Annotated in this window: 14 protein-coding genes; 5 read left to right on the forward strand and 9 right to left on the reverse strand. The window is 71.3% G+C overall.

Annotation, left to right across the window (positions count from 1 at the left end):
• Positions 1–6: 6 nt before the first annotated feature.
• Together mqnP and ACIPLC_RS01025 are read right to left on the reverse strand one after the other, a co-directional pair.
• A complete protein-coding gene (gene mqnP / locus ACIPLC_RS01020; protein WP_400469455.1) occupies positions 7–903 on the reverse strand; it encodes a menaquinone biosynthesis prenyltransferase MqnP in 897 nt (298 codons plus the stop codon).
• Complete coding sequence (locus ACIPLC_RS01025) at positions 900–2,357, reverse strand: menaquinone biosynthesis decarboxylase (protein ID WP_400469458.1); 1,458 nt, start codon at positions 2,355–2,357, stop codon at positions 900–902. Before ACIPLC_RS01025 ends, mqnP begins: the two co-directional genes overlap by 4 nt.
• Positions 2,358–2,447: 90 nt before the next feature.
• Here ACIPLC_RS01025 and ACIPLC_RS01030 point away from each other — a divergent pair, with 90 nt between their 5' ends.
• The 4 genes from ACIPLC_RS01030 to ACIPLC_RS01045 all read left to right on the forward strand — a co-directional run bounded on the left by ACIPLC_RS01030 (position 2,448) and on the right by ACIPLC_RS01045 (position 6,044).
• Entirely contained in the window at positions 2,448–2,855 is a 408-nt protein-coding gene (locus ACIPLC_RS01030) for a PLDc N-terminal domain-containing protein (RefSeq protein WP_400469460.1), read from the forward strand.
• Positions 2,856–3,306: 451 nt separating this feature from the next.
• Positions 3,307–4,908, forward strand: a complete 1,602-nt coding sequence (locus ACIPLC_RS01035; protein ID WP_400469463.1) for an acyl-CoA carboxylase subunit beta — start codon at positions 3,307–3,309, stop codon at positions 4,906–4,908.
• 81 nt (positions 4,909–4,989) lie between these two features.
• Positions 4,990–5,199 carry an acyl-CoA carboxylase subunit epsilon gene (locus ACIPLC_RS01040; protein WP_400469466.1) on the forward strand — a complete coding sequence of 70 codons (210 nt, stop codon included), beginning with the start codon at positions 4,990–4,992 and terminating at the stop codon, positions 5,197–5,199.
• Positions 5,200–5,426: 227 nt separating this feature from the next.
• Positions 5,427–6,044: a ScbR family autoregulator-binding transcription factor gene (locus tag ACIPLC_RS01045; protein ID WP_400469469.1), complete on the forward strand. Its 618-nt coding sequence runs from the start codon at positions 5,427–5,429 to the stop codon at positions 6,042–6,044.
• A gap of 43 nt (positions 6,045–6,087) precedes the next feature.
• On the opposite strand, the gene ACIPLC_RS01050 is transcribed toward ACIPLC_RS01045, so the two are convergent.
• Complete coding sequence (locus tag ACIPLC_RS01050; RefSeq protein WP_400469471.1) at positions 6,088–6,714, reverse strand: ScbR family autoregulator-binding transcription factor; 627 nt, start codon at positions 6,712–6,714, stop codon at positions 6,088–6,090.
• A 351-nt stretch (positions 6,715–7,065) separates the two neighbouring features.
• Here ACIPLC_RS01050 and ACIPLC_RS01055 point away from each other — a divergent pair, with 351 nt between their 5' ends.
• Positions 7,066–8,184, forward strand: a complete 1,119-nt coding sequence (locus ACIPLC_RS01055) for a ScbA/BarX family gamma-butyrolactone biosynthesis protein (protein ID WP_400469474.1) — start codon at positions 7,066–7,068, stop codon at positions 8,182–8,184.
• A 26-nt stretch (positions 8,185–8,210) separates the two neighbouring features.
• On the opposite strand, the gene ACIPLC_RS01060 is transcribed toward ACIPLC_RS01055, so the two are convergent.
• The 6 genes from ACIPLC_RS01060 to ACIPLC_RS01085 form a co-directional block, all read right to left on the reverse strand.
• A complete protein-coding gene (locus ACIPLC_RS01060) occupies positions 8,211–8,597 on the reverse strand; it encodes a hypothetical protein (RefSeq protein WP_400469477.1) in 387 nt (128 codons plus the stop codon).
• A 140-nt stretch (positions 8,598–8,737) separates the two neighbouring features.
• Positions 8,738–9,865 (reverse strand): c-type cytochrome biogenesis protein CcsB, encoded by a 1,128-nt coding sequence (ccsB, locus tag ACIPLC_RS01065; RefSeq protein ID WP_400469480.1) that lies wholly within the window; start codon positions 9,863–9,865, stop codon positions 8,738–8,740.
• 3 nt (positions 9,866–9,868) lie between these two features.
• Positions 9,869–11,665 carry a cytochrome c biogenesis protein ResB gene (locus tag ACIPLC_RS01070; protein ID WP_400469483.1) on the reverse strand — a complete coding sequence of 599 codons (1,797 nt, stop codon included), beginning with the start codon at positions 11,663–11,665 and terminating at the stop codon, positions 9,869–9,871.
• 2 nt (positions 11,666–11,667) lie between these two features.
• The gene (locus ACIPLC_RS01075; protein ID WP_400469486.1) at positions 11,668–12,441 is read right to left on the reverse strand and encodes a cytochrome c biogenesis CcdA family protein; all 774 of its coding nucleotides are present in this window, start codon (positions 12,439–12,441) and stop codon (positions 11,668–11,670) included.
• On the reverse strand, positions 12,438–13,043 hold the full coding sequence (locus ACIPLC_RS01080; RefSeq protein WP_400469489.1) for a TlpA family protein disulfide reductase: 606 nt from the start codon (positions 13,041–13,043) through the stop codon (positions 12,438–12,440). The genes ACIPLC_RS01075 and ACIPLC_RS01080 overlap by 4 nt, the downstream gene beginning before the upstream one ends.
• Before the next feature lie 162 nt (positions 13,044–13,205).
• Positions 13,206–13,853 (reverse strand): histidine phosphatase family protein, encoded by a 648-nt coding sequence (locus ACIPLC_RS01085; RefSeq protein ID WP_400470613.1) that lies wholly within the window; start codon positions 13,851–13,853, stop codon positions 13,206–13,208.
• Between the last annotated feature and the right edge of the window lie 2 nt (positions 13,854–13,855).

A 13,855-nucleotide genomic window follows, 5' to 3' on the forward strand; every position in this document is an offset into this window, starting at 1 on the left:
CGCTCGTCAGATCCCGATCCCGCGGATGACCAGGTCCAGCAGCGCGAAGACGAACAGCGAGATGCCCACGAACCCGTTGGTCTGGAAGAACGCGCGATTGAGCTTCGACAGGTCGTTCGGCTTGACGATGGTGTGCTCGTAGACGAACGCCCCCGCGACGACGACCAGGCCGACCCAGAACGCCGCACCGGCGTCCGTCAGGAGCGCGAACCACCCCAGCAGGAGCGTTGTGATGACGTGGCACACCCGCGCGCCCCAGATCGCCGCCGGGATGCCGAAGCGGGCCGGCACCGACCGCACCTTGCCGTGCCGGTCGGACTCGACGTCCTGGCAGGCGTAGATGAGGTCGAAGCCGCCGATCCACACGCCGACCGCGACGCCGAGCACGACGGCGTCCCAGGACCAACTCCCCGTCACGGCGAGCCAGGCGCCGACCGGTCCCATGGCCTGGGCGAGCCCCAGGACGGCCTGCGGGAAGTCGGTGAAGCGCTTGCCGTACGGGTAGACCACCATCGGCACGACGGCGACCGGCGCGAGCGCCAGGCAGAGCGGGTTGAGCATCGCCGCGGCGCCGAGGAAGACCACCAGGGCGATCGCCGAACCGAGGTACGCGGTCTTCAACGACACCGCACCCGTGACCAGTTCGCGCGAAGCCGTGCGCGGGTTCCGGGCGTCGATCTCGCGGTCGATGATCCGGTTGGCGGCCATGGCGAAGGTGCGCAGGCCGACCATGCAGACGGTGACGACGAACAACTCGCCCCAGTGCACCCGCTTGTCGGCGAGGAACATGGCCGTCAGCGCGGCGATGTAGGCGAAGGGCAGGGCGAAGACCGAGTGCTCGATCATCACCAGGCGCAGGAAGGCCTTCGTGCGCCCGGGGGTTTCGACGGCGGCCGTGCTCACAGCCCGTACTCCTTCCAGCGGCGCGAGACCAGCGCGGCGGTCGCCGGGTCCGAGGAGACCATCTCCGGCCAGCCGCCGTCCCGGGTGTAGCCCTCCTCCGGCAGCTTGCGGGTCGCGTCGATGCCCGCCTTGCCGCCCCAGAACTGCTGGTAGGAGGCGTGGTCGAGGTGGTCGACCGGGCCCTCGACGACGGTGAGGTCGCGGCTGTAGTCGACGTTGCCGAAGGCCCGCCAGGCGACCTCCTGGTAGTCGTGCACGTCGCAGTCGGAGTCCACCACGATGATCAGCTTGGTCAGCGACATCATGTGGGCGCCCCAGATGGCGTGCATCGTCTTCTGGGCGTGCTTGGGGTACTTCTTGTCGATCGAGACGATCACGCAGTTATGGAAGCCGCCGGCCTCGGGCAGGTCGTAGTCGACGATGTCCGGGATGATGATCTTCAGCAGCGGCAGGAAGAACCGCTCGGTGAACTTGCCCAGCGGGCCGTCCTCGGTCGGCGGGCGGCCGACCACGATGGACTGCAGGATCGGGCGGCGGCGCATCGTCACACAGTCGATCTTCAGCGCCGGGAACGGCTCCTGCGGGGTGTAGAAGCCGGTGTGGTCGCCGAACGGGCCCTCGGGGAGCATCTCGCCGGGCTCCAGCCAGCCCTCCAGCACCACCTCGGCGTCGGCCGGGACCTGGAGCGGGACGGTCTTGCAGTCGACCATCTTCACCCGCTCCCCGGCGACGAAGCCGGCGAACAGGTACTCGTCGATGTCGCCGGGCAGCGGCGCGGTGGCCGCGTAGGTCACGGCGGGCGGGCAGCCGAAGGCGATCGCGACCGGCAGCCGCTCGCCGCGCTTCGCGGCCACCGCGTAGTGGTTGCGGCTGTCCTTGTGGATCTGCCAGTGCATGCCGATGGTGCGGCGGTCGTGCCGCTGGAGCCGGTAGAGGCCGAGGTTGCGGACACCGCTGTCCGGGTCCTTGGTGTGGGTGAGTCCCAGGTTGAAGAAGGAGCCGCCGTCCTGGGGCCAGGTGAACAGGGCGGGCAGCTCGTCCAGGTCGACGTCGTCGCCGGTGAGCACGACCTCCTGGACCGGTGCGTCACCGGACTTCACGTGCCGGGGCGGCACGTGCGCCATCGAGGCGAGCTTGCCGAAGGCGTCCCGGAAGCCGGTGAAGCCCTGCGGCAGCTCGGGCTTGAGCAGGCCGGCGATCTTCTCCGCGATGTCGTCCGGGCCCTTGAGGCCGAGCGCCTTGGCGAGGCGCCGCTCGGTGCCGAAGACGTTCATCGCGAGCGGCATCGACGAGCCCTTGACGTTCTCGAAGAGCAGCGCGGGGCCCTTGGCCTTCTGGACCCGGTCGACGATCTCGCCGATCTCCAGGTGCGGGTCCACCTCTGCCTTGATGCGCTTGAGGTCGCCCTCACGGTCGAGTGCCCGCAGGAACGAGCGGAGATCGTCGTATGCCATGCCTGTCAGTATCCGCCACCCGATAGCCTGGCTCCGTCAAGGGCCCCGGGAAGGCACCCGCCCCGACCGCCCCGCAGGGAGATCGCCGCCGTGCTGAGAATTCTTCTGACCATCATCGTTCCGCTCGCGCTCTGGGTGTGGGCGTTCATCGACTGCCTGACCACGCCCGAGGACCAGGTGAAGCACCTGCCCAAGCCGGTGTGGGTGCTCATCGTGCTGCTGTTCCCGCCGGTGGGCCCGATCGCCTGGCTGGTGGCCGGCAAGCAGCGCGGCCTCCTGCGGACCGGGGCGCCCGGCGACGACGACGGCCTCCCCGGGCAGCCGGTCCGGCGCGACGGCCGCCCGCTCGCACCCGACGACGACCCCGAATTCCTCGCCTCATTGAAGAAGAGCAACAAGGATCACGAGGACATGCTGAAGCAGTGGGAGGCCGATCTGCGCCGCCGCGAGCAGGAGCTGCGGGGCGAGGACGAGCCGGAGGACGGCCGAAAGAGCTGATCGGAGCCACTGGGGGGATCCCCCGGACAGCCCACCCGGACGACATCGGGTGGGCTGTGGCGTTTTTGGCGCTTCCCTACGACTGGGCGCCCCCTAGCACGGATCCGCACCGCCGCCCGGCCTGGCTTGAGCGGAGCTTGAGCAAAGCGCAAGAGAGCCGCCCTACATTACTGAACGACGGCCCTGACCTGCGCTTTTCTTCATGCTCAGATCATCGGACCATCACCTGCCCGACAACCCCCGGTATTCGAACGGACACCCAACGCTCCGGCTTCGGGACCACCGCTTCTGTGCAGGCCTGACATCTAAACGGACCCGACCTTGTACGGAATCGACGCCGAAACCAACGCACGGCCCCTCGTACAGTCATAAGTGAAGAAAGTGATTCGCAGCCGGGGGCACAGCAGACGTTGGCTGTCGGACAGTTCCCTCACCCTTGGAGTGGTTCGAGATGACGGTTGTGCATGAGGCGCCAGTCGACGGCGAGGTCCCCGAGGTCGCGGCCGACGCCCGCGGGCGGGTCGCCGAGCTGCACGAACTGCGCGAGAAGGTGCGGCGCGGCCCCAGCGAGAAGGCCACCGAGGCCCAGCACGCGAAGGGCAAGCTGACCGCCCGCGAGCGCATCGACCTGCTGCTGGACGAGGGTTCCTTCCACGAGGTCGAGCCGCTGCGCCGGCACCGCGCCCAGGGCTTCGGCCTGGAGGCGAAGAAGCCGCACACCGACGGCGTGATCGTCGGCTGGGGCACCGTGCACGGGCGGACCGTCTTCACCTACGCGCACGACTTCCGGATCTTCGGCGGTGCGCTGGGCGAGGCCCACGCGCAGAAGATCCACAAGATCATGGACATGGCCATCGCGGCCGGAGCCCCGCTGGTCTCCCTCAACGACGGCGCCGGCGCCCGCATCCAGGAAGGCGTCACCGCCCTCGCCGGCTACGGCGGCATCTTCCAGCGCAACACCAGGGCCTCCGGCGTCATCCCGCAGATCTCCGTCATGCTCGGCCCCTGCGCCGGCGGCGCCGCCTACTCCCCCGCCCTCACCGACTTCGTCTTCATGGTCCGCGAGACCTCCCAGATGTTCATCACCGGACCCGACGTCGTCCAGGCCGTCACCGGCGAGAAGATCAGCCAGAACGGCCTCGGCGGCGCCGACGTCCACGCCGGCATCTCCGGCGTCTCCCACTTCGTCTACGACGACGAGCAGTCCTGCATCGAGGAAGTCCGCTACCTCCTCTCCCTGCTCCCCCAGAACAACCGCGAGATGCCGCCCCCCGCCGTCAACGACGACCCCGTCGAGCGCCGCAACGACACCCTCCTCGACCTCGTCCCCGCCGACGGCAACCGCCCCTACGACATGCGCAAGGTCATCGAGGAGATCGTCGACCACGGCGAATACCTCGAAGTCCACGAACGCTGGGCCACCAACGTCCTGTGCGTCCTCACCCGCATCGACGGCCACGTCACCGGCATCATCGCCAACCAGCCCCAGTCCCTCGCCGGCGTCCTCGACATCAACGCCAGCGAGAAGGCCGCCCGCTTCGTCCAGATGTGCGACGCCTTCAACATCCCCCTCGTCACCATGCTCGACGTCCCCGGCTTCCTCCCCGGCGTCGACCAGGAGCACGACGGCATCATCCGCCACGGCGCCAAACTCCTCTACGCCTACTGCAACGCCACCGTGCCCCGCATCCAGCTCATCCTCCGCAAGGCCTACGGCGGCGCCTACATCGTCATGGACTCCCGCTCCATCGGCGCCGACCTCTCCTACGCCTGGCCCACCAACGAGATCGCCGTCATGGGCGCCGAAGGCGCCGCCAACGTCATCTTCCGCCGCGACATCAACGCCGCCGAAGACCCCGACGCCATGCGCGCCCAGAAGATCAAGGAATACAAGAACGAACTGATGCACCCGTACTACGCGGCCGAACGCGGCCTCGTCGACGACGTCATCGACCCCGCCGAGACCCGCCAGGTGATCGCCTCCGCCCTGGCCATGCTCCGCACCAAGCACGCCGACCTGCCCAGCCGCAAGCACGGCAACCCGCCGATGTAACGCCCGCGCCACGCGCGGCCCGCAGCACGCAGTTCCGAGCGACCACCACACACCACAAGCCACCGGGGGAGAAACCAGACCATGACCGCTTCCGCCGAACCCCTCGTCCGTATCGTCCGCGGCTCGCTCTCCGACGAGGAGCTGGCCGCCCTCACCGCCGTGCTGATGGCCCGGGCGGCCGTCGCGCAGCAGGCCGCCGCGACCGCTCAGGTCGAGCCGATCGCCAACTGGCAGCGCCTGGAGCGCCGCCCGGTCTACTACTCGCCGGTCAGCTGGCAGCAGGCCGCCTGACGGCCCGGAACCTCCCGCGACGGCCGGCCACCCCACCCGGGTGGCCGGCCGTCCGGCCGTCCCGGCGGCCCCGTCCGGCGGTCCAGGCCCGCTCCGACCACCGGGTGTCCGCTCCGCCCCGGAACGGCTCGGTAGAATACCTACTGGACGGTATGCGGCCCGCCGCCCCGTCGGCCCCCATAGGATCGGCCGCTGCCGATGGACCAGAACTATCCAGGGAGGCTGCGATGGCCAGGCAGGCCCGCGCGCTGGCGACCCGCCAGACGGTACTCCTCGCGGCGGCCGAGGTGTTCGACGAGCGGGGCTACGCCGCCGCCACGATGTCCGAGATCCTGGACCGGGCCGGTGTCACCAAGGGCGCGCTGTACTTCCACTTCCGCTCCAAGGAGGAGCTGGCGCTCGCCGTCATCGAGGGGCAGGGCGCCTGGCTGGGCACCTGGCAGCCGTCCTCGGACAGCCCGGTGCAGACCCTGATCGACCTCGGGTACGCCTTCGCCCACGCCCTCCAGGACGACCCGCTGGTGCGCGGCAGCATCCGGCTGACGATCGAGCACGGCAGCTTCACCCAGCCGCAGATCGCCGCCTACCAGGGCTGGTCCGACGTGGCCCGCGGGCTGCTGGAACGCGCCCGGGACGCCGGGGACCTCCACCCGGGGATCGACCTGGCGGCCGCCGCCGGGGTGATCACCGGGGCCGTCACCGGGATCCAGCTGAGCTCCCAGGTGCTGACCGACCGGCGGGACCTGATCCAGCGGATGTCCGACCTGTGGACGCTGGTGCTGCCCGGCCTGGTCCAGCCGCACGCGCTCGCCCGGCTGAGCGTCGCCGAACGGGTGCACTCCTAGGGAGCCCCCTGGACCTGTCCCGGGGCGCTTCGTCCGGGAGCGCTCAGAGCCGGTAGCCGGCGCAGTGCTCCGCCGCCACCAGGGCCGGCAGCGCGGCCGCCCAGAGCCTGCCGACGGCCTCCGGCCCGGGCCGGTCGGTCTCCTCGGCGCCCAGCAGCACCTGGCCTGCCGCCACCGCGGTGAGCAGTTCGGCGGCGGCCCGGCGGTCCAGCCCGGGGCGCAGCTCGCCGGCCTCGGCGGCGCGGTCCAGCAGGCGGTGGACGACGGCGGTGAGGCTGCGCCAGGCGGCGTCCGCACCGGGCGGGCCGTCCGGGGTGTCGGCCCGGGGCTGGCCCTGGCGGCCGAGCCGGACGCCGGCCCGGACCATCACGTCCTCGCGCAGCAGCCGGGCGAGTTCGTGCGAGAAGTCGATCAGGCCCTGGAGGGCCGGTCCGCCGGAGCGCAGGGCCCGCAGCGCGGCCGAGCCGATCTCGCGCCCGGCGGCGGCGCGCACGCCGTCGGCGAGGGCCTGCTTGGACACGAAGTGGAAGTAGAGGGCGCCCTTGCTCACCCCGGCCCGGCGGCTGATATCGACCAGGCTGGCGGCCTCGAAGCCCACGCCGGCGAACGTGTCCGCCGCGGCGAGCAGCACGGCACGCCTGGTCCGCCCCGCTCGTTCCTGCTTGACCACTGGGCCCCTCCGGACTCGGCCGGACGCGTTTCCCCCCGCCCGCCCGGCTGCTGTCAGCGCGCCGCCGGTGGGGGGCGACGCCTCGCATGCGGACGGCGCCGACCGAAACCGCATGGTTGGTATCTAATCTAGCTCCTCGGCCGACCCCGCCGTCCAGCGGGGAGCACCCCCGCCCGAGGTCTGCCACCCCCCGGGCAGCCATTACCCCAGTCCAGGGGCCGGGTAGCGTGGTCGCGTCGGGCTGCGCGGCAGGGGCCACCCCAGACGCAGAAGAGAAACCGGGTGGTCTGTATGTTTTGTTTCAGGCGGCCGTACCGGCCGCTCGACCGCCACCCTGGAGTAGGGCCCGTCATGCCATTGATCGTAGAGCCGGACGCCCACGGTCCGTACGCCCACCCCGGGCCCGGCTACGACTTCCACGAGCGGACCGTCTCCCGCCACCTGGTGCACCGCACCTCGGTGTCCGAGGTGTTCCTCACCGGCTGGCAGGCCACCGGCCCGTACGACTTCCTGCTCGGCGCCCAGTGGCCCCGGCTGCACGGCTTCTACCGCCTGCCCGGGGACCGCTTCCACGACCCGGTGCTGATGGCCGAGACCATCCGGCAGGCCGGACTGCTGATCGGCCACGCCGGCTTCGGGGTGCCGCGCGGCCACCAGTTCGTCATGGAGGACCTCTCCTACGCGCTCGGCCCGGACGGGCTGCGCGGCCTGGCCGTCACCACCGGGCCGGCCTCGCTGATGCTCGCGGTCGGCTGCGAGGACGTCCGGATGCGGCACGGCCGGTTGGTCTCGCTGCGGGTGCACATCGACATATCCCGGGACGACCGCCCGATCGGCCACGGCTCCGGCCAGCTGCGGGTCATCTCCCCCGCCTCCTACGCCCGGCTGCGCGGCCCCGAGCGGCGGGCCGCCGCCCTGCCCCGGCCGCCCGCGCCCACCGCGCCCGAACTCGTCGGCCGCGCACAGCCCGCGGACGTCGTGCTCAGCCCCACCCTGCGGCCCGACACCTGGCTGCTGCGCACCGACGCCGGGCACCCGGTGCTGTTCGACCACGAGCTGGACCACGTGCCCGGGATGCTGGTGCTGGAGGCCGCCCGGCAGGCCGCCCAGCGGCTGCGCCACCCCGAACCAGTGGTGCCGGTCGAGCTGGTGACCTCCTTCGACCACTACATCGAGCTGGACCGGCCCTGCCTGGTCCAGGCGGTCCACGAACAGGCGCCGGACGGCCGCCGGCTGCCCGTCCGGGTGCTGCTGGTCCAGGACGGGCGGACGGCGGCCGACTGCTGGCTGCTCACCGAACCGCTCGACGGACCCGCCGACGGACCGGCGGACAGGCTGGGTGACAGACCGGACGACAGATCGGGTGACAGACCGGCCGGGACGCCGACGGTACCCGCCCGGCGGGAGGCCTTCGACGGCCGCTCCACCGGCCTGGCCACCGGCAGCCCCCGGCTGCCGATGGCCAGTTGAACGGCCTTCCCTCGGCCGGACGGGGCCTAAGCGGCGACCAGCGCCGGCGGCCGACCGGCGTGCATCACGCTGAGGTTGGTGGCCAGCCGGACCGGGTCCTGGGCCAGCCAGAGCCGCAGCGCCGCGCCCAGCATCGCGCTGGCCGACTCGATCCGGACCTCGGTGACCTGCGCGATCCGCGCCGCGCCGGGCACCAGCAGATCGGCCAGCGGGGTCGGCAGCCAGACCGTCAGCGCGCACGGCGCCGGCGTCGCCAGGGCGCCCAGCAGGCGGTAGGCGTCCCCCGGCGAGCTGAGCGTGGGGATGATGTCCAGCAGCCCGTCGGCCACCACCTCGGACACGTCGCTGCGGTGTCCCTGGGCTAGCCGGCGGAGCAACGTGCGCTCGGCGGCGGTGATTCGGACGGTCAGCATGACCTCGTCGCACTCCATTGCGCGATTTCCTCCTCGTTCCTCCCCGTACCGGCCGACGGCCGGCACGAACTACCCCTGTCGCACCTCGGCCCGGCTACCTTCTGCGGAGAGCCGGGCCGGTGGGTGACTGTGTGCCCCGGTCAGATCCCCGCGTAGGAGTGCTTGCCGGTGACGAAGATGTTCACGCCGTAGTAGTTGAAGAGCCAGCAGGCGAAGGCCGCCAGCGCCAGGTAGGCCGCCTTGCGGCCCTTCCAGCCGGCCGTCGCGCGGGCGTGCAGGTAGCAGGCGTAGGCGACCCAGGTGATGAACGACCAGGTCTCCTTCGGGTCCCACTCCCAGTACTTGCCCCAGGCCGCCTCGGCCCAGATCGCGCCCGCGATGATGGTGAAGGTCCAGAGCGGGAAGACCAGGGCGTTGATCCGGTAGGACAGCTTGTCGAAGGTGGACGCGGCGGGCAGCCGGCGCCAGACCGACGCCGGGGTGCCCAGCGGGCCGGTGGTCAGGCCGGCCGCGATCCGCTTGTCGAAGGAGTCCTTGCCGAGGTACAGCAGCGTGGCGATGAACGCCGCGTAGAAGGCGCCGCCGCAGAAGATCGCGGTCGAGACGTGGATCGCCAGCCACGGCGAGTGCAGCGCCGGGACGAGCTGCTCGGAGTCGGTGTACAGCACCGTGGTGGCGATGCCGAGGGTCAGCAGCCCCGCGAGCACGACCGGCAGGCCGAGCCAGCGGACGTTCTTCTTCGAGGCCAGCAGCACCAGGTAGGCCGCCGTCATGGCGAAGGCGAAGGCGCAGGAGAACTCGTACATGTTGCCCCACGGCCAGCGGGAGACCGAGAGACCGCGGGTGACGATGCCGCCGGCGTGCAGCAGGGCCCCCAGCACGGTGAGCGAGACCGCGATCCGGCCGGCCAGGTCGGCCCGGGCGCTGTTGCCGGCCGCGCCCGGACCGTCCTCCTCGTCCGCGCCGCGCCCGCTGGTGACCACCGTCGCGCCCTCGCCCGCCAGGGCGGTGCGGGTGAGCGTGGTGGTGCCGCCGCCGGCCCCCGCCACGGTGACGGTGACCTTCTTCGCGCCCTTGGTCCCGGCCGCGAGGGTCTCGGACAGGCTGCCCGACTGCTCCTTCGAGCGGACGGCGACGGCGCCCTTGCTGCCGAAGGTCCACTCGATCATGTGGGCGAACATGGCGAGCGTGTAGACCACCATCGCCGAATAGATCAGCTTGTTGGAGAGGTCGGCCAGCTGTGGGTCGACCCCCGAGGCGAGATGCACCGTCTACTCCTTGGAGTTCTGGTCGGCAGGGACTGCGGGTTCTGCGGGTGCGTCCGAAGCCGCGGCGGCCTCGGACGCGGGGCCCTCGGCTGCGGGGTCCTCAGGTGCGGGGCCCTCGGCTGCGGGGTCCTCGGGCGCGGCGTCGTCCTCGTCCTCCGACGCCGGGGCGTCGTCCTGGAGGTCCACCGCGAGTTCGGCCAGTTCGTCGGCGATCTTCGCCGACTCACTGCGGGCCAGCCCGGCCAGCTCCACCTGGGTGCCGCCGCCCGGCAGGGCGACCGCGCGCACCCAGATCCGGCGGCGCTGCACGAACAGCGAGCCGATCAGGCCCAGGATCGCCAGCACCGCACCGGTCAGGGCGATCGTGTTGCCCGGGCGGTGCGAGACGTTGAAGCTGGCCCACTGCTTGTAGCCCTCGAAGGTGACGCTGCCGTAGTCGTCCGGCAGCGCCCAGACCTGGCCGGGCTTGAGCCGGGCCTTGGCGGGCTGGCCGTCCTGGGTCAGCTGGGTCAGCTTCCGGTCGTTGAGCTGGTAGATGTTCTGCGGCAGGCCGGAGTCGGTGCCCAGGTCGCCCGCGAAGGCGTTCAGCACCAGCTCGGGGGCGGCGTCGCCGGGGTAGAGCGAGACCGGGCCGGTGCCCTCGAAGCTCAGCGGCGCGGTCGGCAGGAAGAAGCCGGAGAAGCCCATCTGGGTCGGGTTGCCGTCCGGGCCGGCGCCGTAGTCGGAGACCTTCACGACACCGGTCGAGGTCAGGTTGCTGTCCTGCGGCAGGAACGGCACGGCGCCCCGGTAGACGACGTCGCCCTTGCCGTTCTTGACGGTGATGACCGGGGCGTAGCCGTGGCCGATCAGGAAGACCTTGCTGCCGCCGATCTCCAGCGGGTGGTTGACCTCGATCGTGCCCTGCTTGAGCTTCGAGGTGTCCTCGCCCGCCGCGTACTCGACGTTCGCGGTGAACTGCCGGGCGGCGCCGATCTGGTCGCCCTTGTCCTGGAACTTGGCGGTGAAGCCGTTCAGCTTCAGGTAGAAGGGGTCGAGGTCCTCGGTGCCGTAGAACCGCGTGCCGTTGAAGTCGTCGAGCTGGGTGATGGTGTTGGAGTAGCCCTCGCCCTCGACCATCAGCTTGCCGCCGGTGCCGGACGCCAGGCTGGCCCAGGCGAAGCCGCCGAGCAGCGCGAACAGCGACATGTGGAAGAGCAGGTTGCCGACCTCGCGCAGGTAGCCCTTCTCGGCGGCCACCGCGCCGCCGGCCAGGTTGGCGCGGAACCGGCGCTTGCGCAGCAGCCGGTGGGCGGCGGCGTTCACCGCGTCGGCGTCCGCCTCGGTGCGCCAGACCGCGTAGACCGGCATCCGGGTCAGGTTGCGCGGCGCGGCCGGCGGCTGGGCCCGCAGCACGCCGACGAACTGCCAGGTGCGCGGGACGATGCAGCCGGCCAGCGAGACGAACAGCAGGATGTAGATCGCGGAGAACCAGACCGAGCTGTAGACGTCGAACAGCTGGAGCTTCTCGTAGATCGGCGCGACAGCGGTGTGGTGCGTCTTCCACGCCTCGACCTTGAGCAGGCCCTGACCGTTCTGGTACTGCGGGATCAGCGAGCCCGGGATGGCGGCCAGCGACAGCAGGAAGAGCAGGATCAGCGCGACCCGCATCGAGGTCAGCTGGCGCCACATCCAGCGCGCCCAGCCCAACACCCCTATGCCGGTCGGGCCCTCGGACTCGACCGGCGCGCTGCTGAGCCGCTCGGCGGCCGCGTCGTCCGGCGCCGGGGGCAGCTCGGCCTCGGTCGTGGTCTTGCTCACGGTCAGATTCCGATCGAGAAGTCGGCGGTCCAGGACTGCAGTTCGCTCATCGTCGAGTCCCAGATGCCGGTGACGAGCAGCAGACCGACCGCGACGAGCATGCCGCCGCCGATCCGCATGACGAGCGGGTAGTGCCGCTTGACCCAGCCGAAGGCACCCAGGGCCCGGCGGAAGGCCAGCGCGGCCACGATGAACGGTACGCCCAGTCCCAGGCAGTAGAAGGTCATCAGCAGGGCGCCGCGCTCCGCGTCGGCCTGGTTCAGGGCCAGGTTCTGGACGGTCGCCAGGGTCGGGCCGATGCAGGGCGTCCAGCCGACGCCGAACACCACGCCGAGCAGCGGGGCGCCCACCAGGCCGACCGCCGGGCGGCGGTGGGAGCGCACCTCGCGCATGCTCAGGCCGGGGACGATGCCCATGAAGGCGAGGCCCATCACGATGGTCACCGCGCCGAGCACGATCGAGATGACCCGCTTGTGTGCCACGAGGGTGTCGCCGAACTGGCCGAACAGCGCCCCGCCCGAGACGAAGACCGCGGTGAAGCCGAGGATGAACAGCACCGCCCCGAGCAGCATCCGGCCACGCCGCGCGCCGCGGGCGTCCGCGAGGTCGGCGGCGGAGAAGCCGGTCACGTACGACAGGTAGCCGGGGACGAGCGGCAGCACGCAGGGCGAGAAGAAGGAGACCAGCCCGGCCGCGAGCGCGATCGGCGCGGCCACCAGCAGTGCCCCGCTCTGGAGGGTCCCGGTGTTGTCGGCGAGCTGTAGTGGCAGGCTCACTGCTTCTGCTCCGCGACCACCGGCTGGAGGATCGACTCCAGCGCGTCCTGGGTCGTGCCGCCGACGGCGCGGGCGGCCAGCTTGCCGTCGCGGTCGACGATCAGGGTGGTCGGGAGGGACTGCAGGCTGAGGCTGCCCTTGGGGAACTTGAGCAGCTGGGTGCCGGCCGGGTCGAAGATGCTCGGGTAGGTGACGCCCTGCTCCTGCTCGAAGCGGACGGCGTTGGTCTTGTCGCTGTCCCGGGTGTTGACACCGAGGAACTGGACGCCCTGGTCCTTGTACTGCTCCGAGACGGCCTGGAGGCTCTTCGCCTCGGCCCGGCACGGCCCGCACCAGGAGCCCCAGACGTTCAGCACCACGACCTTGCCGCGGTAGTCCGAGAGCTTGGTCTGCCCGCCGTCCAGGGTATCCCCGGAGATGTCGGGTGCGGTCCCGCGCTTGCCGGTGTCCACCTTCGACAGGTTGGTCCCCTTGACGGTGACGAAGCCGACCTGGCCTTCGCCGCTGCCCGACGAGCCCGAGGAGGAACAGCCGGTGAGGACGAGCGCAGCGGCGGCGACAGTGGCGGCGGCTGCGGCGACACGGGGACGGGGGCGCGCCATGGCAGACATGTGAAAAGTTTCGCATGGAGTTCCGGGCAGGTTCGCCGGGGTCCTCCCTAGCGCGTCGCACCCCCTCTGACCTGTGACGGAGTCGGGCCACCCGGCTCTCGCCGGGTGGCCCGAGGCCATACTTACGCGGGGTTTACCGGCGGCCTCGGAGGCTCACGCGCCGAAGCTCTTGCCCACCGGCTTGTCCTTGCCGCCCTTGCCGATCAGGTGCGCGGGCAGCAGGTCGCGGGCCGGCTCGCGGTAGCCGACCGAGACGATCCTGTCGCCCTCGAAGGTGAAACTGGTCAGCGAGGCCAGCGAGCACTGCCGGCGGCGCGGGTCGTGCCAGAGCCGGCGGCGCTCGACGAAGGAGCGGACGATCCAGATCGGCAGCTGGTGGCTGACGCAGACCGCCTCGTGCCCGCGCGCGGCGTCCCGGGCGGCGCCGAGCGCGCCCATCATCCGCACCACCTGGTCGAGGTAGGGCTCGCCCCAGGAGGGCTTGAACGGGTTGGTGAGGTACTTCCAGTAGCCCGGGTTCTTCAGCGAGCCGTCGCCGACGCCGAAGGTCTTGCCCTCGAAGATGTTGTCCGCCTCGATCAGCCGCTCGTCCGCCGCGACGTCCAGGCCGTGCGCCTTGGCGATCGGCCCGGCGGTCTCCTGGGCCCGCTCCAGCGGGGACGCCACCACGTGGGTGATGTCCCGGCCGACCAGGTCCTCGGCGACCCGCTCGGCCATCTCCCGGCCCAGCTCGGACAGCCGGTAGCCCGGCAGGCGCCCGTACAGGATGCCCTCCGGGTTGTGCACCTCACCGTGCCGCATCA

It is taken from the genome of Kitasatospora sp. NPDC086801 (genome assembly GCF_044745805.1).
In the GTDB taxonomy this organism is placed as follows: Bacteria; Actinomycetota; Actinomycetes; order Streptomycetales; family Streptomycetaceae; genus Kitasatospora.